General features: G+C 72.3%; 20 protein-coding genes and 2 pseudogenes. 10 read left to right on the plus strand and 12 right to left on the minus strand.

Going from position 1 to position 20,991, the window contains the following annotated elements:
• The first annotated feature begins 20 nt into the window (after positions 1–20).
• Both efeU and BKA18_RS10090 read left to right on the plus strand, forming a co-directional pair.
• The gene (gene efeU / locus BKA18_RS10085; protein WP_006605975.1) at positions 21–1,013 is read left to right on the plus strand and encodes an iron uptake transporter permease EfeU; all 993 of its coding nucleotides are present in this window, start codon (positions 21–23) and stop codon (positions 1,011–1,013) included.
• Positions 946–1,875 (plus strand): SCO2278 family lipoprotein, encoded by a 930-nt coding sequence (locus tag BKA18_RS10090; RefSeq protein WP_488169136.1) that lies wholly within the window; start codon positions 946–948, stop codon positions 1,873–1,875. Before efeU ends, BKA18_RS10090 begins: the two co-directional genes overlap by 68 nt.
• A 174-nt stretch (positions 1,876–2,049) precedes the next feature.
• On the opposite strand, the gene BKA18_RS10095 is transcribed toward BKA18_RS10090, so the two are convergent.
• From BKA18_RS10095 to BKA18_RS10115, 5 genes are all read right to left on the minus strand, one after another.
• Positions 2,050–2,796, minus strand: a complete 747-nt coding sequence (locus tag BKA18_RS10095; protein ID WP_366047110.1) for a bifunctional DNA primase/polymerase — start codon at positions 2,794–2,796, stop codon at positions 2,050–2,052.
• A 161-nt stretch (positions 2,797–2,957) separates the two neighbouring features.
• Positions 2,958–3,557, minus strand: coding sequence for a TetR/AcrR family transcriptional regulator (locus BKA18_RS10100; protein ID WP_366047109.1), 600 nt, complete (start codon positions 3,555–3,557; stop codon positions 2,958–2,960).
• A 295-nt stretch (positions 3,558–3,852) separates the two neighbouring features.
• Positions 3,853–4,848, minus strand: coding sequence for a small ribosomal subunit Rsm22 family protein (locus BKA18_RS10105; RefSeq protein WP_366047108.1), 996 nt, complete (start codon positions 4,846–4,848; stop codon positions 3,853–3,855).
• 40 nt (positions 4,849–4,888) lie between these two features.
• A complete protein-coding gene (locus BKA18_RS10110) occupies positions 4,889–6,025 on the minus strand; it encodes a serine hydrolase domain-containing protein (RefSeq protein WP_429638393.1) in 1,137 nt (378 codons plus the stop codon).
• Positions 6,022–7,338 (minus strand): multidrug effflux MFS transporter, encoded by a 1,317-nt coding sequence (locus tag BKA18_RS10115; RefSeq protein ID WP_366047106.1) that lies wholly within the window; start codon positions 7,336–7,338, stop codon positions 6,022–6,024. Before BKA18_RS10115 ends, BKA18_RS10110 begins: the two co-directional genes overlap by 4 nt.
• A gap of 453 nt (positions 7,339–7,791) precedes the next feature.
• Between BKA18_RS10115 and BKA18_RS10120 the strand changes: the two genes are divergently transcribed.
• From BKA18_RS10120 to BKA18_RS10130, 3 genes are all read left to right on the plus strand, one after another.
• Positions 7,792–8,829 carry a DUF4429 domain-containing protein gene (locus BKA18_RS10120; RefSeq protein ID WP_366047105.1) on the plus strand — a complete coding sequence of 346 codons (1,038 nt, stop codon included), beginning with the start codon at positions 7,792–7,794 and terminating at the stop codon, positions 8,827–8,829.
• A gap of 52 nt (positions 8,830–8,881) precedes the next feature.
• Entirely contained in the window at positions 8,882–9,817 is a 936-nt protein-coding gene (locus tag BKA18_RS10125) for an SDR family oxidoreductase (RefSeq protein WP_366047104.1), read from the plus strand.
• A gap of 211 nt (positions 9,818–10,028) precedes the next feature.
• Positions 10,029–11,054, plus strand: coding sequence for a trypsin-like serine peptidase (locus BKA18_RS10130; protein ID WP_366047103.1), 1,026 nt, complete (start codon positions 10,029–10,031; stop codon positions 11,052–11,054).
• 144 nt (positions 11,055–11,198) lie between these two features.
• Here the strand turns inward: BKA18_RS10130 and BKA18_RS10135 are convergent, their stop codons facing one another.
• The 5 genes and pseudogenes from BKA18_RS10135 to BKA18_RS10155 all read right to left on the minus strand — a co-directional run bounded on the left by BKA18_RS10135 (position 11,199) and on the right by BKA18_RS10155 (position 16,158).
• Positions 11,199–12,776, minus strand: a complete 1,578-nt coding sequence (locus tag BKA18_RS10135) for a S53 family peptidase (RefSeq protein ID WP_366047102.1) — start codon at positions 12,774–12,776, stop codon at positions 11,199–11,201.
• 172 nt (positions 12,777–12,948) lie between these two features.
• Entirely contained in the window at positions 12,949–13,365 is a 417-nt protein-coding gene (locus BKA18_RS10140; RefSeq protein WP_366047101.1) for a CBS domain-containing protein, read from the minus strand.
• Positions 13,366–13,522: 157 nt separating this feature from the next.
• Positions 13,523–13,933, minus strand: a pseudogene (locus tag BKA18_RS10145) (CBS domain-containing protein); the annotation flags it as partial.
• Between the two features lie 165 nt (positions 13,934–14,098).
• On the minus strand, positions 14,099–14,425 hold the full coding sequence (locus BKA18_RS10150; RefSeq protein WP_366047100.1) for a plasmid stabilization protein: 327 nt from the start codon (positions 14,423–14,425) through the stop codon (positions 14,099–14,101).
• Between the two features lie 254 nt (positions 14,426–14,679).
• The gene (locus BKA18_RS10155; protein WP_366047099.1) at positions 14,680–16,158 is read right to left on the minus strand and encodes an aminotransferase class I/II-fold pyridoxal phosphate-dependent enzyme; all 1,479 of its coding nucleotides are present in this window, start codon (positions 16,156–16,158) and stop codon (positions 14,680–14,682) included.
• Positions 16,159–16,379: 221 nt separating this feature from the next.
• Here BKA18_RS10155 and BKA18_RS10160 point away from each other — a divergent pair, with 221 nt between their 5' ends.
• Positions 16,380–17,054, plus strand: coding sequence for a UdgX family uracil-DNA binding protein (locus BKA18_RS10160; RefSeq protein WP_366047098.1), 675 nt, complete (start codon positions 16,380–16,382; stop codon positions 17,052–17,054).
• 160 nt (positions 17,055–17,214) lie between these two features.
• Here the strand turns inward: BKA18_RS10160 and BKA18_RS10165 are convergent.
• Positions 17,215–17,349 (minus strand): annotated as a pseudogene (locus tag BKA18_RS10165) (SMP-30/gluconolactonase/LRE family protein); the annotation flags it as partial.
• On the minus strand, positions 17,313–18,011 hold the full coding sequence (locus tag BKA18_RS10170) for a diguanylate cyclase (RefSeq protein ID WP_366047097.1): 699 nt from the start codon (positions 18,009–18,011) through the stop codon (positions 17,313–17,315). The pseudogene BKA18_RS10165 and the gene BKA18_RS10170, both read right to left, overlap by 37 nt.
• 366 nt (positions 18,012–18,377) lie before the next feature.
• Here BKA18_RS10170 and BKA18_RS10175 point away from each other — a divergent pair, with 366 nt between their 5' ends.
• The 4 genes from BKA18_RS10175 to BKA18_RS10190 all read left to right on the plus strand — a co-directional run bounded on the left by BKA18_RS10175 (position 18,378) and on the right by BKA18_RS10190 (position 20,859).
• Complete coding sequence (locus tag BKA18_RS10175; RefSeq protein ID WP_366047096.1) at positions 18,378–19,268, plus strand: SDR family oxidoreductase; 891 nt, start codon at positions 18,378–18,380, stop codon at positions 19,266–19,268.
• Positions 19,269–19,397: 129 nt separating this feature from the next.
• The gene (locus tag BKA18_RS10180) at positions 19,398–19,712 is read left to right on the plus strand and encodes a DUF6479 family protein (RefSeq protein ID WP_366047095.1); all 315 of its coding nucleotides are present in this window, start codon (positions 19,398–19,400) and stop codon (positions 19,710–19,712) included.
• Positions 19,713–19,760: 48 nt separating this feature from the next.
• Positions 19,761–20,273, plus strand: coding sequence for a DUF6328 family protein (locus tag BKA18_RS10185; protein ID WP_366047094.1), 513 nt, complete (start codon positions 19,761–19,763; stop codon positions 20,271–20,273).
• 181 nt (positions 20,274–20,454) lie between these two features.
• Complete coding sequence (locus BKA18_RS10190; RefSeq protein ID WP_382976732.1) at positions 20,455–20,859, plus strand: hypothetical protein; 405 nt, start codon at positions 20,455–20,457, stop codon at positions 20,857–20,859.
• Positions 20,860–20,991: the final 132 nt, after the last annotated feature.

Raw genomic sequence — 20,991 nt, forward strand, 5'->3', positions numbered from 1 at the left:
AAGGAAGGGAAGGAACCGACGTGTTCGGCAACTACCTGATCGGTCTGCGCGAGGGTCTGGAAGCCAGCCTCGTCGTCTGCATTCTCATCGCCTATCTGGTCAAGACCGGCCGGCGGGAGGCGCTGCGCCCGGTCTGGATCGGGATCGCGCTCGCCGTGGTCCTGTCGTTCGCGTTCGGCGCGGCCCTGCAATTCGGGTCCGAGACCCTGACGTTCAAGGCGCAGGAGGCGCTCGGCGGCTCACTGTCGATCATCGCGGTGGGCCTGGTGACGTGGATGGTCTTCTGGATGCGGCGCACCGCGCGGCACCTGAAGAAGGAGCTGCACGGCAAGCTGGACGCGGCGCTGCAGATGGGCACCGTGGCGCTGGTGGTCACCGCTTTCCTGTCGGTGGGCCGGGAGGGCCTGGAGACCGCGCTGTTCATCTGGACCGCAGCCCAGTCCGCCAACGACGGGGTACGGCCGCTGGTCGGGGCGCTGCTGGGGCTGCTGACGGCGGTGGCGCTGGGCTGGCTGTTCTACCGCGGTGCGGTGCGGATCAACCTGGCGAAGTTCTTCACCTGGACCGGCGGCATGCTGGTGGTGGTCGCGGCGGGCGTGCTGGCGTACGGCTTCCACGATCTGCAGGAGGCGGACGTGCTGCCGGGGCTGACCTCCCAGGCGTTCGACATCAGCGCCCAGATCCCGGCCGACAGCTGGTACGGCACCCTGCTCAAGGGCATCTTCAACTTCCAGCCGGACCCGACCGTTCTTCAGGTCACGGTGTGGGCGCTGTATCTGATCCCCACGCTCGTGTTCTTCTTCGCCCCCGGTAGGGTGTCGCCGAATCGTGCCACCCCGGCGGTCAACCCGTCCGCCCAGGTCGCCCCGAAGGAGCCCGAGCCCCATGACACGCAGGTCGCCGTTCCGGGTGCCCGCAACACTGACGTCGGCAGCGGCGGCGCTGGTGATACTCAGCGGGTGCATGACGGTGCACGGCGAGAGGGAGATGCTGCCGGCGGTGTCGAAGGCTGAGGGCGCCAAGGCGCTCCAGCAGTTCACCGACGGCTTCAACAAGGCCAACCGTCAGCTGGCCCCACAGCTCAATCCCTCCTTCGAGGGGGGCGCGCTGCTCGCCATCGACCAGGCGGGGATAAAGGCGGCGCACGCCCTCCGGCCGCAGGGCAACCCCGGCTTCACGGCGCTGGAGTTCAAGGACGCGCACTTCACCGTGCCGCAGCAGAAGGGCTGGCCGAAGTACTTCGTCGCGGACGCGGCCAGCAACCGCAAGAACGCCGCCGGCCAGTACACCCGCTGGTTCCTGGTGTTCAGCCGCAACGCCATCGACGAGAAGTGGCGCGCGGTGTATCTGGCGACGTTCCCCGGCAACAAGGCGCCGGAGCTGAAGACGGACCAGGACGGCTACGCGGAGGCGGTGCCGGCCGGTGCGGACTCCGGTCTGACGGTCGACCCCGGAAAGCTGAGCCGCAGCTACGCGGACTACCTCAACACCGGCAAGGGCAGCACCTTCGCCTCCGGCCGGGACACCGACGGCTGGCGGGCCCGGCGGGCGAAGGACGCCAACCGGCCCGGCGTCCGCATCATGTGGGAGGACACCGCCGCGAACTATCCGCCGGTGGCGCTGCGGACGAAGGACGGCGGCGCGCTGGTGTTCTTCTCGACCGTCTACCACCAGCAGAAGACGGTGTTCGCCGGCGCGACGATCACCGTGTCGGGGGCGTTGAAGGGCCTCCTGGAGGGCCCGCCGAAGAAGACCAACCGGATGGCCTTCACCACCGTCTCCGGCCAGACGGTCACGGTGCCGGCCAAGAGCGCCGGCGGGAAGGTCGCGGTGCTGAACCGGATCGAAGCGAAGACGTCGGTCCGGCCGCTGTAGCCGCCATCCGCGGAACTGCTCGGTAGAACTGCTGAAAACTGCTGAGAACTGCTCGGTGCGGAGGGGGCCGTCGGGGTGATTCCGGCGGCCCTTCGGTGCAGGGAGCGTGGTGGTCCCGGCAGCCTTCGGCGTACGGAGCGTACGGAAGGGCCCGGGCGGGGCGGGCGGGCCCGCTCAGCGGCTGATCGGCCAGGCCGCTGCCTCGTGGTGGTGGGGCTCGCGGTCGTTGAACTCGGCGCAGGCGTCGGTGAGCGACTCCAGCAGCGTCAGCGGGTCGGGCAGCGGGAGCTCGGGGCCGCGCAGCCAGGTCACCGCGGGCTGCTCGCCGGGCAGGGTCGAGGGCGGCAGCAGCACATAGCTGCCGCGGCAGTGCCAGCGCATCCCCGGATGCTCGTCCATGGTCTCGGGGTGGCAGTCCAGCTCACAGGGCCACCACTCGTCCTCGTCGTCCGGGGTGCCGCGGGTGGCGGTGAAGAAGAGCATCCGGCCGTCGCCGAAGCCGCCGCCGCTGAGGGTGATCGGCCCGACGTCGACACCCGCCGCGTCCAGCCGCCCCAGGGCGCTGCGGCCCGCCTCGACGGGGACGTCCAGGACGTCATGGGCGATGCCGGTGGCGGTGATGAAGTTGGCCTGCGGGAGGGTGCGGACCCAGGCGGCGACCTTGTCGCGGTCGGTGGTGGCGACGGTCTGCCAGCCGAAGGAGATGGGGTGGCGGCCGGGGGTGGGACAGCCGATGCGCTCACAGGAACAGCCGTAGCCGGAGGGGTGCGCCGCCGGGGCCACCGGGAATCCCGCGTCGGCCGCCGCCAGCAGCAGGTCCTCGCGGCCGCGCGCAGCCGCTGATCCCGTGTCCGTATCGCCGCCGTCCGATCCGCTCTTCGGCCGGCGCAGCCACTGGGAGAACCTGCTCTTGCGTTCCATCTATCCCCTCACTTCGAGCGGTGGTCTGGGATCAATGCTGCCACCATCCTGCTCCCCGGGTGACCGGTGTGGAGATCCGGGGTGAACGAATGGGAGGCCAATACCGGCAATTCGGGTCAACGGCGACGGACCCCCGCCGCCGGCGCCGGCCGGTCGCGCGTTCAGTCGCGCGGCCGCAGACCACACAGCACCTGGTCGACAAGGGTGTCGACGTACTCGTGGGTCAATTCGCCGGTCCGCATCAGCCAGCGTTGTGAGAAGGGACTCAGCAGCATCTCGACGGCCACCCGTACGTCGATACCGGCGGCCACCTCGCCGGTTTCCTGCGCCGCCCGCAGCCGGTCGACGTAGACCCGGGTGCCGGGCTCCAGCAGCCGGCCGACGAAGGCGCGGGAGAGCTCCTCGTCGTTCGCGCCGGCCGCGGCGAGGGCGCGGTAGGGGGCCTGGAACACCGGGTCGTTGAACTCGTCGGCGGTCGCCCGCAGCACGAACTTCAGGTCCGCGGCCAGATCACCGGTGTCCGGCAGGCCCTTGGCGTAGTCCTCGTCGACACCGGCGGTGAACGCGTCGAGCAGCACGGCGGCCTTGGAGGGCCACCAGCGGTAGATCGTCTGCTTGCCCACGCCGGCCCGGGCGGCGATGCCCTCGATCGTGAGCTTGTCGTAGCCGACCTCGCCGACGAGGGCGAGGGCGGCATCGAAGATCGCGCGGCGGGAGCGTTCGCTGCGGCGGGAGGGGTCGGGGGCTGGTTTGTCGGCCATGGGGCCGAGTTTAGCCAGTGGGAGGCGAGACGTATCGTCTCTTCGAGGCGGTTATTTCGGGCGGCGCGCCGTTGGCGGGGTGGGGTGCGTTGCCGGGTGCGGGGCCCGTCCCGGGTGCGGCGCCGTTGATTTCGCCTTCGGCGGGGTGGGGGGTGGGCTGTGGCCCGCGGTGTGGGGGCGGGGCGGTGCCGGGGGCTCCGGGGTGGGGGTGGGGGGCGGTTCCGCCGTGGGTGTGCGGGAGTCGGTCGGGGTGCGGGGCAGTGGGGGTGAACGGACGGGCCGCCGTGGGTGGCGGTCAGGAGTTTGAGGGCCAGGTGTCGCCCCACGAGGTGTTGCGGGCCTCGCGGTAAGCGGTGCCTTGGCGCTTGGTGATCGTGGTGCGTTGGAGGCCGTTTGTTGTGGTGCACAGGTCCAGGAGGACCTGGCCCTTGCGGAGTTGGGGCTTGCGGGTGACGCGGGCGGGGGCGGGGGTGGCGTCGAGGGTGGTGGCGGCGACGTAGCTGAACTTTTCGTCCTCGTACGGCAGGGAGCCGCCCTTGACCTGGCGGTGGAGGGAGGAGCGGCTGACCCGGGCGGAGAAGTGGCACCAGTCTCCGCCGGCTTCCGCTGGGGGTGCCCCCACGCTCTGGACAAGCGGGACGATGGGGCAGGTGTCGCTGTGCGGACAGGGGGCGACGATGCGCAGGCCCGCTTCGGTGAGCTGGGTGCGGGCCTCGCGGATGCGGAGGTAGCCGTCGGGGGTGCCGGGTTCGATGAGGACGACGGCGTGGGCGGTGGCCGCGGCGGCGACGACGGCGCGGCGGTCCTCGGGGCGGAGTTCGCCCAGGACGTAGGAGACGGTGACCAGGTCCGTGCCGGGCGGGACGGTGAGGCCTTCGCCGATGGTCCGGCGCTGCCACCGGGTGTCGGGCAGGACACCGTCGGCCAGTTCGCGGCCGAGGTCGAGGGCGGGCTGGGCCCAGTCCAGGACGGTGCTGCGCGGGCCGTCCCAGGTGGCGGCGGTGGCCCAGGTGGCGGCGCCGGTGCCGCCGCCGATGTCCAGGTGGGTGGCCGGGGACCAGTCGGGGACCCGGGCGGCGAAGGCGGCCAGGGCGGCGCGGACGGCTTCGAAGGTGGCCGGCATGCGGTAGGCGGCGTACGCGGCGACATCGGCGCGGTCCCGCAGGACCGGGGCGTCGGTGGGGGTGCGGCCCCGGTAGTTGCTGATCAGACGGTCGACTGCCTGCGCGGCCTGCGTGGGCGGCAGGCCGTCGAGCAGGCCCGCCAGCGCGGCGCGCAGTTCCTCGTGCATGGCAGAAATTCTACGGTGCGCCCCCGCCTGCCCCGGCCGGTCAGGCGCCGCAGGCCACCGCGCGGGCCAGGCGGGTGGCGGCCGCGGCGCGCGGTGCGCTGCCGCCGTTGCGGCGGCGGGGGTGGACGGTGTTGGCAAGGAGGATCAAAAAGGTGTCGGTGGCGCGGTCGAGGACGAGGCTGGTGCCGGTGAAGCCGGTGTGGCCGGCCGCGCCGCGGCCCGCCAACTCGCCCATGAAATACGGCTGGTCGACGCCGAAGCCGAGGCCGGGCGGGTCGAGCAGGGCGGCGACCGCGTCCGGGCCGAGGATCCGAGTGGTGCCGTAGATGCCGCCGTTGAGCAGGGTGCGGCACAGCACGGCCAGGTCCTGGGCGGTGGCGAAGAGGCCCGCATGGCCGGCCACGCCGCCCAGTGCCCAGGCGTTCTCGTCGTGCACCTCGCCGCGGACCATCCCGCGGTCCGCCTTGGCCCAGGGCCGCCGCTGGTCCTCGGTGGCCGCCACGCCCTGCGGTGCCAGCGGGCCGTAGGAGGTGCTGGACATGCCCAGCGGGCCGGTGATGCCGTCGTGGACCAGGGCGTCCAGCCGGTGCCCGGTGCGGTGCTCCAGGACGAGCTGGAGGGCGATGAGGTTGAGGTCGGAGTAGCGGGGGTCGCCGGCGGGGCGGCCGCTGGGGGCCGCTGCCTCCGCCCACAGGAGCGCCAGTTGGGCGGCGCGGTCCCGTTGGTCGTAAAACGGCAGCTCGGGGGCGAGTCCCGAGGTGTGGGTCAGGAGCTGCCGGACGGTGATGCCGGGGGCGAAGGCCGGCAGATCGGCCCGTACCTCGTCGTCCAGGGCCAGCCGGCCGCGTTCGATCTGCTGGACCGCGGCGACGGCGGTGAAGAGCTTGCTGACCGAGGCCAGGTCGAAGACGGTGCCGACCCGCATCGGCTCCCACCGGTCGCGCGGCAGATCGAGGCCGCGGTCCCGCTCGGGGTCGTAGGCCCGGTAGCGCAGCGCCCAGCCCGCGGCGGCCTCGGCGACGACGACCGGGCCGCGGCCGGCCAGCACCACCACTCCGGGACACCAGGGCGGGCGGCCGTCGGGCAGCGCCCGCACGCCGCGGACCAGCCGTTCGACCCAGGCGGTGTCGAGCCCCGCCCGGGCCGGTGTGCCGTAGGTGAGTCTCGGTGCGTTCAGAGCCTGGTCCTCTCGCCGGACGCGGTGCGCTCCCCCCTACGCTGCCACGGGCGGCACAGTCCCAGGAAGCTGACGAGCGCCAATACGGCGCAGGAAAGCTGTACGAGCGCCATCGGTACGGCCGTCCGCTCCCCCGCGATGCCCACCAGCGGGGAGGCCACCGAGCCGAGCAGGAAGGTGGAGGTGCCCAGCAGCGCGGAGGCGGAGCCGGCCGCGTGCGGGGTGCGCAGCAGCGCCAGGGTGTTGGTGCTCGGCATCACCAGGCCCATCGCGGCCATGAGGACGAAGAGGCCGGCGGCCATCGGGACCAGGCCGACGTGGCCGAAGACGCCCGAGGACACCGCGAGCAGCGCACCCGCGGCGACCGCGATCACGGCCAGTCCGGTGCCCAGCACCGTGTCGAGACCGACCCGGCCGACCAGCAGCTTGCCGTTGATCTGGCCGACCGCCACCAGGCCGACGGAGTTGAGGCCGAAGAGCAGGCTGAAGGTCTGCGGGGAGGCGCCGTAGATCTCCTGGACGACGAACGGCGAGGCGGAGATGTAGGCGAAGAGCGCGGCGAAGGCGAAGGCGCCGACCAGGAGGTAGCCGGAGAAGACCCGGTCGGCGAGCAGATCGCGCATGGTGCGCAGGGCCGCGCCGAGGCCGCCGGGGTGCCGGCGCTCCGGCGGGAGGGTCTCCTTCAGCGTGCGCCAGACGAGGAGGGTGAGCGCCACTCCGACGACGGTGAGGACGACGAAGACGCCGCGCCAGTCGGTGATCCGCAGGATCTGGCCGCCGATGAGGGGCGCGACGACCGGCGCCACGCCGGAGATCAGCATCAGGGTGGAGAAGAAGCGGGCCATCGCCACGCCGTCGTACAGATCTCGGACCACGGCCCGGGCGATGACGATGCCCGCCGCGCCGGCCAGGCCCTGCAACAGGCGGAAGGCGATGAGGATTTCGGCGTTGGTGGCGAGGGCGCACAGGGCGGTCGCCAGGATGTAGATCACCATGCCGGCCAGCAGCGGGCGGCGGCGTCCCCACTTGTCGCTCATCGGGCCGACGATCATCTGGCCCAGGGCCATGCCCGCCAGGCAGGTGGTGAGGGTGAGCTGGACGGTGGCGGCCGGGCTGTGCAGGGCGGCGGTCACCTGCGGCAGCGCCGGCAGATACATGTCCATGGAGAGCGGCGGGACCGCCGTGAGCCCGCCGAGCACGAGGGTGACGAGGAGGCTGGTGCGGCGGGCCGCGGCGGGTGCTGCCGGCGCGGCCCGCCCGGTTATTGCGGGCTGGTCTCTGGTCTCGGCCGTACCGGGGCCGGGCTCCGTCATGAAGGTCTCCACGGGTCGTCGAGGGGCTGCACCATGGTGGCACGCACCGGACGGCTCACGGCCGGTTCCAAGCCGGTCTTTTGACCGGAATGCGGCGGCGGGAGGTCCTAGGACCAACGTCCTGGATCAGGCCGCCGGTTCGGAGCCCGATCGGCTGCCTCCGCCTCCGGGAGGCCGGTCGCCTCTGGGAAGCCGGTCGCCACGGTGAGCGTCGGTCGCCACGGTGGAGCGCCGGTCGCCAAGGTGAACGCCGGTCGCCAGGGCGAGCGCGGCGCCGTCCCGGGCGTCAGGCGCTCCCCCGCCCCCTCCCCCTCCTCCCCCTTCGGGGGAGGGGGCGGGGGTGGGTTCGGGGGTGGGGGGGGAGCCGTCAGCGCTCGCCGAGTGCGGACCGGCCCGCACCGGACTCCGTCGGACAAGCGCGGCGCCGGCCCGTGCCTCCGTAGGATTCGGGACATGGCTGAACTGATGGTGCGCGACGGCACCTGGACCTTCGACGGCGAGGTCATACGGATCGTGCCGGGGAGCGAGCGCGGGGTGCACAAACTGCGCCAGTATCTCGGTGAGTTCACGGTGCCGCTGGCCGCCGTGGCCAAGATCGCCTACGAACCGGCCCGCAAGGGCGGCCGGCTGCGACTGCGGCTGCGGGACGGCGCGGACCCGCTGCTCCAGGCCACCGGCGGCAGCCTGCCGGACGACGCCAGCCCGTACCAGCTGGCGGTGGATGCCGGACGGGTCGACGTCGCCGAGTACTTCGTCGACGCCGTACGGCAGGCCCTGACGCTGGAGCAGATTCCCGAGGGGCCCACCGACCGCTATCTGCTGCCGGGCCCGCCGGTGCCGCTGACGGCGGCCGGAGTGGACGGCATCGCCACCTTCGACGGGGAGCGGGTGCATATCGAATGGCGCTGGAACACCAGCGAGACCAAGCGGCAGTGGGGTCCCCGGGACTTCACGCTGACCGGTCTGGAAGCGGTGGAGTGGCAGGCCCCCTCCGGCCTGGAATCGGGGTATCTCCGCTTCCGGCTGTACGGGGCGGCGGAGCAGCCGGCGCCGGATCGCGACCCCAACTCGCTTGAGCTGTGGGGGTTCAAGAAGGAGAGCGGCACGACCGCACTGCTGGCGGCCGCGGTCGCGGTACGGCTGCCGCATCCGTCGGCCGGCCCGCAGGCCCGAACGGCCGGGACCCTGGCGGCGGCCCCGGCGACGGAGGCTCCCGCGGCGCTCGCCCCGCCCGCCGGCAACGCGCCCGCCGGCAACGCACCCACCGGGAACGCACCCGCAGGGAACGCGCCCACCGGGAACGCACCCGCAGGGGCGGCGTCCGTCGCAACGACGCCCGCCGAGACCGCGTCCGGCGCCGCCGACGACCATGACGCGCTGCTGCGCCGGCTGCGCGAGCTCGGTGAGCTGCGCCGCGACGGCATCCTCACCGAGGAGGAGTTCACCGCGACGAAGGCCGCGGTCCTGGCACGCTTCCACACCGCGGGCTGAGTTGCCGCGGCGGCGGCCCGGTTGCCGCCGGTACGCCGTTTACGCTGCCGCCATGGCACAGAACACAGAGCGGGCAGGGGCAGCGCAGGCGACGCCGACGGCGCGGGCGGGGCAGGTCGGCGGGACGGCGACCGCGGAGCGGCCCACGCTGCCGGCCCCGTCCTCGCGGCCCGGACAGCGCGCACAGACGGCGTCGGTCGTCCAGGAGGCGCGGCGGGGCGGGGCCGCGCCCCGGAAGGTGGCGGTGGTCACCGGCGCCGGATCCGGCATCGGACGGGCGGTCGCCCTGGCGCTGTTCGACGCCGACTGGACGGTGGTGCTGGCCGGCAGGCGCGCCGAGGCCCTGGCGGAGACCGCCCGGCTGGCGGGCCTCACCACCCCCGAAAGCCCCGCCCTCATGGCGGTGCCGACCGATGTCACCCGCCCCGACCAGGTCGACGCCCTCTTCGCCGCCGCCCTGGAGCGGTTCAGCCGGGTCGATCTGCTCTTCAACAACGCGGGCACCTTCGGCAGGACGGCGCCGCTCGACGAGCTGACCTACGAGGACTGGCACACCGTGGTGGACACCAACCTCACCGGCGCCTTCCTGTGCGCACAGGCCGCCTTCCGCGCGATGAAGACCCAGGACCCGCAGGGCGGCCGGATCATCAACAACGGCTCCGTCTCCGCCCACGCCCCGCGCCCGGACTCCATCGCCTACACCGCCACCAAGCATGCGGTCACCGGGCTGACCAAGTCGCTCTCCCTGGACGGCCGTCCGTACCGCATCGCCTGCGGCCAGCTCGACATCGGCAACGCGGCGACCGAGATGACCGGCCGGATGCAGACCGGTATCCGGCAGGCCAACGGCCAGCTGGCGGTCGAGCCGGTGATGGACGCGGCGGACGTCGGCCGCACGGTCGTCCACATGGCGGCGCTGCCGCTGGAGGCCAATGTGCAGTTCGCGACGGTGATGGCGACGAACATGCCCTACATCGGGCGGGGTTGAGGCACCTTCCGGCCAGGACGGCGGGGTTCGGGCGAAGTTGCGCCACCGCGCCGGTCCGGGCGCCGAATCCTGGTACGACCCCTGCCCTCCTGCCGTCTCCAGTGGCACCCTTACCCCGGATTCCGCACCGCTCCTGCCGGGCCGCCGTCGCGCGGCCCGTCCCCCACGGCCGCGCGCAGCTGCCGCGCGGCCCCCGCAGAAGGAGTTACGCGTGAGACGAACCGTACGTGGCACAGCGGAAGTTCACGCCATACCCGCGCCGCACCCCGTGCGCAGATCCCGGGTCGCCCTGGGCACCTTGACGGCCGCCGGGCTGCTCGCCCTGCTGCTCCCCGCCACCCCGGCCGGCGCCGCCGGCGTACACCACGGCCACCGCTCCCCCGCCCCGCAGACCGCCCTCGACGCCTTCTGGACGGCGGACCGGATGCGCGCCGCCGAGCCCCTGGACCTCGCCACCCCCGCACCGCGGTCCACCGCCGCGGTCCGGCACGGCGCCCCGCTCACGGTGGCGCCCACCTTCCCGCGGCTCCCGAAGACACCCGCCCGCCCCGGCGCCCTGCCCCAGGCCGGCGGGCCGTGGACCGGCGGCGGCGCGGTCACCAAGACCACCGGCCGGGTGTTCTTCACCTACCAGGGCCGCACGGCCGCCTGCTCCGGCGACGCGGTGACCAGCGGCAACAAGAGCACGGTGGTCACCGCGGGGCACTGTGTGAAGCTCGGCGGCGTCTGGCACACCGACTGGGTATTCGTCCCCGGCTACCACGACGGCCAGGCCCCGTACGGCAAGTGGGCGGCCACCAAGACGCTCTCCACTCCGCAGTGGACGGCGAGTGAGGACATCAACTACGACGTGGGCGCCGCGGTCGTCGCCCCGCTCGACGGCAAGAAGCTCACCGATGTCGTCGGCGGCCAGGGCCTGTCCTTCAACTCCGGCTACAACAAGGCGATGTACGCCTTCGGCTTCCCCGCGGCCGCCCCGTACGACGGCAGCAAGCTCATCTACTGCGGCGGCACCACCTTCAAGGACCCGCTGTTCTCCGGCGACCACGGTCTGGACTGCAACATGACCGGCGGCTCCAGCGGCGGCCCCTGGTTCGCCTCGTTCGACGAGAAGACCGGCACCGGCCTGCAGACCTCGGTGAACAGCTTCGGCTACCAGTTCTGGCCGCACACCATGTTCGGCCCGTACTTCGGCGACGACGCGAAGAACCTCTACACGACGGCCCAGGGGACCTGACCGACGCCTCCGGGGCCGTACCCCCATCCGGGTGACCCAAGGAGCGGACCGGCGGGCGGACGCCCCCGGCCCGGCACGAGGGGCGCCGGCCGAAGGCCCACCCGGCGCCCCTCGGACGCCGGGCGAGCCCGCAGCCGGACCGGCTCAGCGGGTCGACATCTCCCGCAAGGAGGCGAGCAGTTCGGTGCCGTTGGGGACCCCCAGACCGGTGCAGGCGTTCCAGCCGGGGGCGGCGCTGAAGTCACCGTTGGAGCCGTCGATGATCTCGCGGAAGCCGCGTGCGGTGTGGCCCGGTGTGGCACCGGCGTACAGCAGGGGGTGGAGCATGCCCAGCGGGCGCCCCAGTGCCTGCACCAGCCGGCAGGTCAGGGCCGCCCAGAGGGGCGCCACGGCACTGGTGCCGCCGATCACCGAACGGTGGCCGTCCACCAGCACCTGATAGCCGGTGGCCGGATCGGCGACGCCCGACACATCCGGTACGCCACGGCCCGGGGGGCTCCCGTTGTGCGGGACCCCGGCAGTGGTCTGCCACGACGGAAGGCCGAACGCCTCGCTGACACCGCCGCCGGTGGCCCCGCCGGCGGCGCTGCCGCCCCAGACCCGCTCATGGCGTACGTGGCCGGTGGCCGGGTCGGCGTCCAGCCGGGTGCCGCCGCAGGCCAGCGCATGCGGGCTGGACGCCGGGAAGTCGGTGTGCGGCAGTCCGTCGCCGACCCCGTCCCCGCTGCCGTCGTCACCCGCCGCGGCACACACGGTCACGCCGAGCGCCGCGGCATCGGCGAGCGCCTCGTCGATGACCGCCCGGGCCTGGTCGGTCCAGAACGGCTCGGCGGCGCCCCAGCTGATGCTCAGCGCGGCCGGCGTCGGGGTGTCATGGACGGCCGCGCTCACCGCGTCGGCGAAGCCCTGGTCGGTGTTGTGCGCGAAGTACACCTTCTGCTCCGCACCGGGCGCCAGCGCGCCCGCGACCTCGATGTCCAGCAGCACCTCGCCGTCGGCGCCGTCGGGGTCCCGGCCCGGCACATTGTGGGCGGTCCCGACCTTCACCGCGGTCACCCGGGGGCTCTTCGGCAGGCCGAGCGAGGCGAAGTAGGTGTCGAGCTCGGACTGTTCGAAGCCGCCGCCGAGTTCGATGATCGCCAGAGTCTGGCCACTGCCGTCGGTCCCGGGCGGGAAGTGGTAGACCTCGGCCAGCTGCGACGGCTTGTAGGAGATCCGGTGGGCCTTTTTCCTGGCCCGCCGCAGATGGGGGCGGGCCTGCGGCCGGTCGTCCAGCCCGAGCACCGCGACGACCACGCCCTCCAGTGCGGCGGGCACCTCCAGCGGGCCCTCGCGGTGGCGGTGCTCGACGGGGTCGCCGCCGGTCGGGTCGGGGCTGGCGGCACGGACCAGCCGGGTCCGGAACGCCGCGGCCATCTCGTCCGCCGAGCCCGTCACCTTGACCCGGCGGGACGCCAGATCGACGTCGGTCACCCGCAGCCCGAGGCGGCCCAGCACCTCGCGGAGCAGCTCGGCGTCGGCCGGGTCCGCACCGTACTGCCGGGCCAACTCGGCCTGCGGGATCGTCTCGGGCCCCGTGATCAGCTCATGGGGGACCTCCGCCTTGCGGCGCAGTACGACGGTGGCCTCGACCGGCTTCGAGCCGTCGAGGGGGCCCGCCGGGCGCGCGTCGGGTGCGGCCGAGCGCTCACTGCCAGGCACAGGGACAAATCGCTCATTCATAGCACAAATTATCGACCCGATCGCGGCGGACCTGCACCCCGAGAATCCCCCACAAGGTGCCCTGTCACCCCGGCGAGCCCCTCCCGAACCACCGGGTCACGCGGCCCGGAACTGCGGTCCAGGCGTCCGTCGAGGGGTCCTGGTTTTCCGAAGCGCTGCGGCGCACCCCACGTCAGTCGGTGGACAGGGCGGCAAGGAGGTCGCCGACCTGGGCGTCGGGCAGGTCGCGGGCGACGTCGGCCAGCGCGACCATGCCGACCAGGTCGTTGCCGTCGATGACCGGCAGCCGGCGCACCTTGTGCGCGGTCATCGTGCGCAGGATGTGGTGCGTGTCGTCGTCCACGTCGATGGCCACCACCTCGCCCTGGGCCAGTTCCCCGGCCTTAGTGGCGGCGGGCTCCCGCTCCCTGGCCAGGACCTTGAGCACGATGTCACGATCGGTGAGCATGCCCCTGAGCTTGTTGTCGCCGCCGCAGATGGGCAACGCCCCCACCCCCAGCTCGGCCATCTTCTTGGCCGCCAGCACCACGCTCTCCTCCAGGCCGATGCACTCCACACCGGGCGTCATGATCTCTCTCGCGCTGGTCATACGCCGTCTCCCGTCTCGCGGAGCAGGGGCGCGTACCCGCGAATCGGCCGAGGGGGCCCGCACGCACGGGTACGCAGATACCACTTCACGTCGAAGAGCAGCCGAGCGCGACACAAGCAGGGCTGGCTGGAGCACACCGGTGCCCGGAGGGCGAGCCGTCCGCGGAGAGCGCTTCGAGCAGGCTGCCGGCGTGCAGGTTCGGCAGCGCGCGAGCCACATCGGCCAGCGCCACCATGCCCACCAGCCGGCCACCGTCGATGACCGGGAGGCGGCGGACCTTGTGACTGGCCATCGTCCGGAAGATTTCGTCCGCGTCGTCGTCCGCGCCGACGGTGACCACGCCCTGCGCGAGTTCGCCGGCCTTCGTCCGCCGGGGGTCCTTGCCCTTGCCGAGAACCTTGATCACGATGTCCCGGTCCGTCAGCACGCCCGTGAGGCTGCCGTCACTGCCGCGAATCGGCAACGCCCCGACGGCCAGCCGGGTGAGTGTGCATGCCGCGTCCAGGACGCTGTCCTCGGCGCCGATGCACTCCACTCCTGGGGTCATGATGTCGCGTGCCACAGGCATAGCGTCCGCCTTGGTGAGGTGTCGGGGTTCAGCCGGGCGCAACGAGCCGGAGCGCCGGCAAACGCCTCCCCCCAACCGGTGGGCACCGAACGGCAGGGGTGGGCCGGGCGGGCCGCCCCTGCCGGGGTGCACCGGCGATGCTGTGCTTCCTGCCGTCGGTTGCCGTCAGCGGCCGACGGCCCTGCGCAGCTGCTCCTTGGTCATGGTGGAGCGGCCGTCGATGTGCTTCTTCTTGGCCTCGGCGTAGAGCTGGTCCTTCGTGGGGCCCTGGGGGCCGCGGTGGGAGCGCTCGCCGCCGCGCTGGGAGGCGGACTTGGGGTCGCGGGTCGAGGTCCGGCTCGCGGACCTCGCCTCTCCCGCCCGGGCGCGTTCCTTGTTGACGGTGCGCGCGGCGATCTCCTTCGCGCGCCCCCGGGAGGTCCCGCGCTTTTCGGCGCCCTCCTTGATGTGCTCGTACTGCCGCTCACGCTTACTGCTGGATCCTGCCGGCATCACACACTCCTCATCTCGCGGCTCAAGGGCCTTTGTCTTCAAGTGGCGGGTACCCGCATACCGGCACGAATGCGGGCGCGCCGCTACCAGTCCACGACGAAACGCCTCCTGACGCGACACGAAGGAGAGCGGCGGCGCCCGCACCGGTCCGGCCCGGTGCGTACGGCCTTGCAGGCGGAGAGGAGGCGCGCCCATTGCTCCGAACGGGCAGGCCGGGCGCCGGCCCGGCCCCGCCTTGACGGCCCAGGGGGCAGTCATCCCTCGTCCGCCGCCACGACCCGCACCGTGTCGAGTTGGGTGTCGACGGCGTCGGGAAGGTTCATTCCCGCTTCGACCCCTGAGCGCAGGTAACGCAGCACGGGTTCGGTGAGCAGTTCGCCCGGCAGTACGGTCGGGATGCCGGGCGGATAGGGCGTGATCATCTCGGCGGCCACGCGGCCCACGGCGTCCTGCGCGGGAACGTCTTCCACGGGACCGAAGAAGGCGTCGCGCGGCAGGCAGGTCTGCGGCAGCCGCAGGGCGGCGGGAGGCGGCACGTCGACCGTCGGGGCGGGGCGCAGCTCCGACGCAGCGGCAGAAACAGCATTCAGCGCCGCCAGGAGGACGCCCGTCGTCTCCTCGTCATCGGCGTGGGTGAGCTGGGTGTTGATGCGGCGATGGTCCGACAGATGCACATCGACGCTTCGGTGCGTGCGAAGCCAGTCGGCCACCCGGTACCCCGTGGTCCCCAGCCCGCTGACGTCGATGACGACGGGAAGCGGGTCGAAGTCGTCCGCCAGGCCGGGCCCGCAGAAGTCCGCACGGCCGTGTACGTGCAGGCCGTCGATCGCCTCGATGGCCTCCCGCACCCGGCTCGCCAGGCGGAGGGCGCCGTCGAGCAGGCCCCGGCCGTGCTGGGCCATTTGCCGGCGCCAGCCGTCGAGGCCGGCGTAGATCGGCACGGACGGACTGGTGGTACCGAGCAGATCGGCACGGGTCTTCAGCAAGGTCGGGTCGATCAGGTCACCCTGCAGATGGAAGACGGAACCTTGCTCCAGGCCGCTCCCCATTTTGTGGATGCTGGTCACACAGAGATCCGCACCGGCGTCCATGGCCCAGGTGGGCAGATCAGGATGGAAGGGCAAGTGCGCCCCCCACGCTTCATCCACGATCAGTGGGCGCCGTCGACGGTGGCAGGTGTCCGCGAGGGCGCGGAGGTCCGCGCAGGTGCCGTACGGGGTCGGGCTGGTGACCAGTGCTCCTTTCGCGTCCGGGTGGGCCGTGAAGGCCGCCTCGAAGTCGTCGGCGGACGGCGGGTGCGCCAGGTGCCGGTCGGCGTCCCACCGGGGATCCACCCATACGGGCTGGATGCCGGCGAGGATCAGGCCCGCGACGACGGACTTGTGCGCGTCCCGGCCGATCAGCAACTTTTCGTGGGGATGCGCGACGGAGAGCATGGCGGCCTTCACCGACAGGGAGCTGCCGCAGGTCGAGAAGAAGGTGTGGGAGGCGTGTACCGCATCGGCCATCAGCCTCTCGGCGCGTTCGAGGACTCTGCTGCCGGTACGCCGGTCGTCGAGGCCGCCGGAAGCCAGGACGTCCCCGTAGAAGACGGCGTCGCCCAGAACGTCGCGGACCCGCGGGTCGGCACCCCGGGCCTGCTTGTGGCCGGGAGGGCTGAACGACAGCTGTTGCGACGCGTGATACCGGGCGAGGGCTTCCAGCACGGGCGCCTGGCTGTGGTCAAGGGGCATAGCAGACGGCTTCCCGACGTCGTGAGTGAGTAATCGGGACGTCAGGAGTGACGCAACGCGACGTCAGGAGTGACGCCTCACGTCCCCGCATTCATCCCCTCATGGGCAGCCCGACCGTCGTAGGCCACGGGAAGGTGCGGTTCATGCGGGGGCGCGGGACAGTGACAGAACCGCGGCCCCGTCCGGCCCCCGTCCGGCCCGTGGACGCAGAGGGGACACCGATGGTTGAACGTCAGACAGAGCCCGCTGGGCAGGAGTACGACGCCACGCCCTATCTTCCCCGGCGCGGCGGCCTGCCGGCGTATCGGCGTGCCGCGGCACGCTGCCAGGGCTGCCCGCTGTTCCGGGAGGCGTCCGGGACGGTCTTCGGGGCGGGTGACACCTCCGCGCGGATCATGTTCGTCGGAGAGCAGCCGGGAGACCAGGAGGACCGGGCGGGAGAGCCGTTCGTCGGGCCGGCCGGTCGCCTGCTGCGGGAGGCGCTGCACGAGGCGGGGATCGTCGAGAGCCAGGCCTACTTCACCAATGCCGTCAAACATTTCAAGTTCGAGGTGGCCGGGCGGGGCAAGCGGCGGATCCACAAGCCGCCGAGCCTGCGGGAGATGTCGGCCTGCCGCCCCTGGCTGAGTGCCGAGTTGCGCCTCGTGGACCCCGAGCTCGTGGTCGCGCTCGGTGCGACCGCGGGCAAGGCACTCCTCGGGTCGTCGTTCCGGGTCACGAAGGACCGGGGTGCCCTCCTTCCGCTGCCCCAGGACGAGCATCAACCGCCCGGCCGAGCAGGGGGAATGGTCGTCGCGACGCTGCATCCCTCGGCGGTTCTCCGGTCCGATGAGCGCGAAACGGCGTACGCGGGCCTCGTATCGGACCTCCGGGTGGCCGCCGGCGCGTTGGGCTGAGCGGGAGCGACGCCGAGCGCCCGGGCGGGTCGGCGCGCGGAGGCCGACGCGGAGGCGTCGAGTGCGCACACCTCGGGGCCGGTCTCAGACGGCGAGAGTGCCAGCCGCCACACGTGCCGTCCGCGCCTCCGGTGTAGAGCGTGCCCTCGGCGTCGGCCACCACGTCTTCCGGCCCCTGAATCTCGGTGGCGATCACTCGGAGGGCGGGGAGCCGCTGCGGCTGCCCGCCGGGCTTCGGGGTGCGCCCGGCGCGCCGGCTCACGAGGTCTTCCGCTTCCTCGCCGCCTTGGCACATCGCGTCATCTCCTCGGCATACGGGAGGGCGACGCAGGCACCGATGGCGAGGCCGAGGCCGGCCAAGTAGGCCACCGACAGGGGGTTGTTCTTCGGGAGCAGCTTCCAGTCGTCGGGGGCGACGCCGCCGCGCAGCATGGCGCGGACCTGGTCGGCGTGCAGGCAGCACGTAAAGGCCAGCGCGGCGAGCGGCAGGACCTCCAGGAAGCTGTGGATGTGCTGCTCCACCGGGCGGACTTCCCGTTCGCCGGTCGCCAGGCTCACATCCCAGAGCGCGGTGGCCCCGTGCGCAACGGCGGCGCCTCCCATGACGGACAGCACGAGCGGGTTGACCTTGGCCAGCAGGCCCATCGCCACGGGGACGCCCGCTTCCGTCATCATCAGGGCGTGCAACGCCGACTCACGCATTCCGGTGGTGTCCTCGATCCGCGTACGGCGATGCATGATCCAGTCCGCCACGGCAGGCACACACCACAGGGGCAGCACCCCGTACAGGAGAAACCGCCGGTTCGCGCCCTCCGTATCGAAGGAGCCTGCGGGAACCGGCAGATCCCGCGGCCGCCGCCACTGCTGCCAGGCACGCGCTACCGGACTGTGCCGCAGATCCATGTCCTGCCTCCGGAATCGCTGCGCATCGAGGGCGCCGGGTGCCGTCGGCACCACGTCCCCCTCCTCGCCGCTCTCAGATCACAGGCCGGGTACCCCCACCGCGCGCCTCCCACGCACGTTCCTCGGCCACCTAGCCCAAGCAGGCGGCACCCCTGACGGGGGTCGAGATGCGGCTGAGGTGCTTGTCCCTCAGCCTGGAGAGGTGTGGAGGGGCCGAGCCGAGGCAAGACGGCAGAGAGCGGTGAGGTGGCGCCGGGGCCGAGGTACCTCGGAAGCGCGTGCCCGCAGCCGAGCACCCCGGAGACGACCGCGCACCCGCCGCCCACGTCACCACTCAGGGCTGCTGCTGAGGCCCTCGGCCCACGCGCCTGCGGCCGCCGAGCCCGGACAGCCCGCTCACGCATACCCGGGAGGTCTGCCATGTCGGGTGAAGATCCGGCCCCGAGCAATCCGGTCACCGAGCACCCCCAGCCCGAATTCCCGCAGCAGGACCAGACGCACCCCGGCTGGACGGGGCCGATGGACCCGCCTCCCGACCACGGCGAGGAGTCCTACCGGGGCAGCGACCTCCTCGCCGGGCGCAAGGCCGTGGTGACCGGGGGCGATTCCGGGATCGGCCGGGCCGTGGCCCTGGCGTTCGCACGTGAGGGGGCGGACGTGCTGTTCACCTTCCTGCCCGCGGAAGAGGAAGACGCTGCGGAAACCACCCGGCTCGTCACCGACGCAGGGCGCACGGCCGTACCGGTCGCCTGCGACATCCGGGAGGAAGAGCAGTGCCGGCTGCTCATCGCACGCGCGGTGAAGGAGTTCGGCCGGATCGACATCCTGGTGAACAACGCGGCCTATCAGATGTCGCAGCCGGACGGCATCGAAGCCATCACCACGGAACAGTTCGACCGGGTGATGCGCACGAACCTGTACGGCATGTTCTGGCTGTGCAAGAGCGCGCTGCCGCACATTCCCCAGGGCGGCTCCATCATCAACTCCGCCTCGGTGCAGGCCTACAAGCCCAGCCCGCACCTGCTCGACTACGCAACGACCAAGGGCGCCATCGTCACCTTCACTCAGGGCCTCGCGCAGATGCTGGCCTCCGACGGCATCCGGGTCAACGCCGTTGCGCCCGGCCCGGTCTGGACGCCGCTGATCCCGGCGACCTTGCCGGACACCACCACGTTCGGCAAGCAGTCACCTCTCGGCCGGCCGGCCCAACCCGCGGAAATGGCTCCGGCCTACGTCTTCCTCGCCTCCCCGCAGGCGAGCTACATCACCGCGGAGATCGTCAACGCGACCGGGGGAACTCCCTTGCCCTGATGCCCTGATGTCCTGAGGGAGTGCGAGCGGACAGGAGCCGCCGTCCGCCGCTCTCGGGCGTCAGCAAGGACTTCGGGACCGCCCGCCAGGGGCCCGGATACCACCTCCCCCGACGGGTACCCGACCGGAATGGAGACCCTGCGCATCGAAGCATTGACAGTGCATCAGCAACTGGCCACCGGGAACGGGGTGAGTGGCGCCCTGCTCGTCCTCGTGGGAATTCTCGTCGTCGCCGTGCTCATTGCGGCCTTTGCCTGGGGACGTCGCCTGAAGGCTCGTGAGCCGGGCCCGCCCGGGCCCGAGGAGCAGCCACGTCTGCCGGCGGACGGCCCCGTGGGCTATGCCGTGGAGGACCGCGAGCCGGACGAACTCGCTCCGCGCGAGCAACGGCTCACCCCGCACGAGGTGAAGGGCAACGGCATCGAGTCCCGGCGCCGCCGGTAGCCGCCACGCTCGGCACTACCAGGCGCCCTCATGCAGGTGGGAGGACCTATGGATTCGACGGGCCCACGGCAGGCGGCCCCGGGGCGGGCGGAATCGCCCGAGGAACGGGCCGATCGACGGTGGAACGAGCTGCTGCAGGAGGTGCGGGTGGTCCAGACCGGTGTGCAGATTCTTTTCGGGTTTCTGCTGACCGTGGTGTTCACTCCCCGGTTCGCCACCCTCCCGCCCGGCGACAAAACCCTCTACGTGGTCACCGTCCTGCTGGGCGCGGCGACCACCGGCACTCTCATCGCGCCGGTGACATTCCACCGGTTCCTCACCGGGCACCGGCTGAAGCCCGAAACCGTGGTCTGGGCCTCGCGCCTGGCGCTTGCCGGAATCGTCCTCCTCCTGGCCACGGTCACCTCGGCTCTCCTCCTCATTCTGCGGATCGCCATGGACAATGCCGCCGTCCCCTGGGTCGTCGCGGGTCTGGTGGCCTGGTTCCTGTTCAGCTGGTTCGCACTGCCCGCCTGGGCTCGCCACCGGCACTCGGCCGCCGGCCGGCCGTCACAAGGATGAGCGCCGGTAGTGGTAGGCGGAGGGCGTTCGGGTAGCCGCTCCGGGAGGGGCGGGGCACGTCAGTGGGGGCGGAACACGTCGTTCCCGGCGGATTCGATTCGTCCCCTCGATGTCGTTTCCCCGGCCGAATAAAGAGCCAGCCGGCTGCGCAGCGGCACGTACCACGCGAGAGGGAGGCACAGTGAACGTGAACGACGCCCAAGAGGCAGCACAGACCAATCAAGGTGCGGCCCAGGTCCAGGTGGCGGTATCCGATTGCCCGCCGGAAGACGCGCAGACGGTTTTCAGCGCGCTCAACGCGGTCTTCGTCTCCGACCGGGCGACGGACGATGCCCCTCCGGACTCGGCCGGAACCGGTGTGACGGTGTGGGCTGCGACCGTTGACGTGTCGGCGCCACCGGCCGAGGCAGCGCCTCGACGGCTGACCGCGCCGGTGACGGCCACCGTCCAGGGCGGCTATTGGGCGGTCGACCGCCTGCGCGCCGGCCTGGCGTCGGTTTTCGCGCTCCAAGAGGTCGGTTCGACATCCGGTGACCAGGAACAGGAGGCACAGCTGCGCTTGGTGACCCGGCCGACCGCCGCGTAACCACCTCATGGCGGGCCTGCCCATCCCGAGAGCTGACGGCATATCAGCTTAAAGTGGCCGATGCGCTCGCCACATGCGCTCATCCGGTCAGCGGCGAGCGCCGGGGCGAACCGGCGGCGCATAAGAGCGGCA

It is taken from the genome of Streptomyces auratus (assembly GCF_050433025.1).
GTDB classification, from domain to species: Bacteria; Actinomycetota; Actinomycetes; order Streptomycetales; family Streptomycetaceae; genus Streptomyces; species Streptomyces sioyaensis.

What these genes read in the sequence shown, in the direction of transcription:
- BKA18_RS10095 (WP_366047110.1), bottom strand. Translation starts at nt 2,796, where the DNA reads ATGGAACGCAAGAGCAGGTTCTCCCAGTGGCTGCGCCGGCCGAAGAGC.
- BKA18_RS10100 (WP_366047109.1), bottom strand. Translation starts at nt 3,557, where the DNA reads ATGGCCGACAAACCAGCCCCCGACCCCTCCCGCCGCAGCGAACGCTCC.
- BKA18_RS10105 (WP_366047108.1), bottom strand. Translation starts at nt 4,848, where the DNA reads ATGCACGAGGAACTGCGCGCCGCGCTGGCGGGCCTGCTCGACGGCCTG.
- BKA18_RS10115 (WP_366047106.1), bottom strand. Translation starts at nt 7,338, where the DNA reads ATGACGGAGCCCGGCCCCGGTACGGCCGAGACCAGAGACCAGCCCGCA.
- BKA18_RS10120 (WP_366047105.1), top strand. Translation starts at nt 7,792, where the DNA reads ATGGCTGAACTGATGGTGCGCGACGGCACCTGGACCTTCGACGGCGAG.
- BKA18_RS10125 (WP_366047104.1), top strand. Translation starts at nt 8,882, where the DNA reads ATGGCACAGAACACAGAGCGGGCAGGGGCAGCGCAGGCGACGCCGACG.
- BKA18_RS10135 (WP_366047102.1), bottom strand. Translation starts at nt 12,776, where the DNA reads ATGAATGAGCGATTTGTCCCTGTGCCTGGCAGTGAGCGCTCGGCCGCA.
- BKA18_RS10140 (WP_366047101.1), bottom strand. Translation starts at nt 13,365, where the DNA reads ATGACCAGCGCGAGAGAGATCATGACGCCCGGTGTGGAGTGCATCGGC.
- BKA18_RS10150 (WP_366047100.1), bottom strand. Translation starts at nt 14,425, where the DNA reads ATGCCGGCAGGATCCAGCAGTAAGCGTGAGCGGCAGTACGAGCACATC.
- BKA18_RS10155 (WP_366047099.1), bottom strand. Translation starts at nt 16,158, where the DNA reads ATGCCCCTTGACCACAGCCAGGCGCCCGTGCTGGAAGCCCTCGCCCGG.
- BKA18_RS10160 (WP_366047098.1), top strand. Translation starts at nt 16,380, where the DNA reads ATGGTTGAACGTCAGACAGAGCCCGCTGGGCAGGAGTACGACGCCACG.
- BKA18_RS10175 (WP_366047096.1), top strand. Translation starts at nt 18,378, where the DNA reads ATGTCGGGTGAAGATCCGGCCCCGAGCAATCCGGTCACCGAGCACCCC.
- BKA18_RS10180 (WP_366047095.1), top strand. Translation starts at nt 19,398, where the DNA reads ATGGAGACCCTGCGCATCGAAGCATTGACAGTGCATCAGCAACTGGCC.
- BKA18_RS10185 (WP_366047094.1), top strand. Translation starts at nt 19,761, where the DNA reads ATGGATTCGACGGGCCCACGGCAGGCGGCCCCGGGGCGGGCGGAATCG.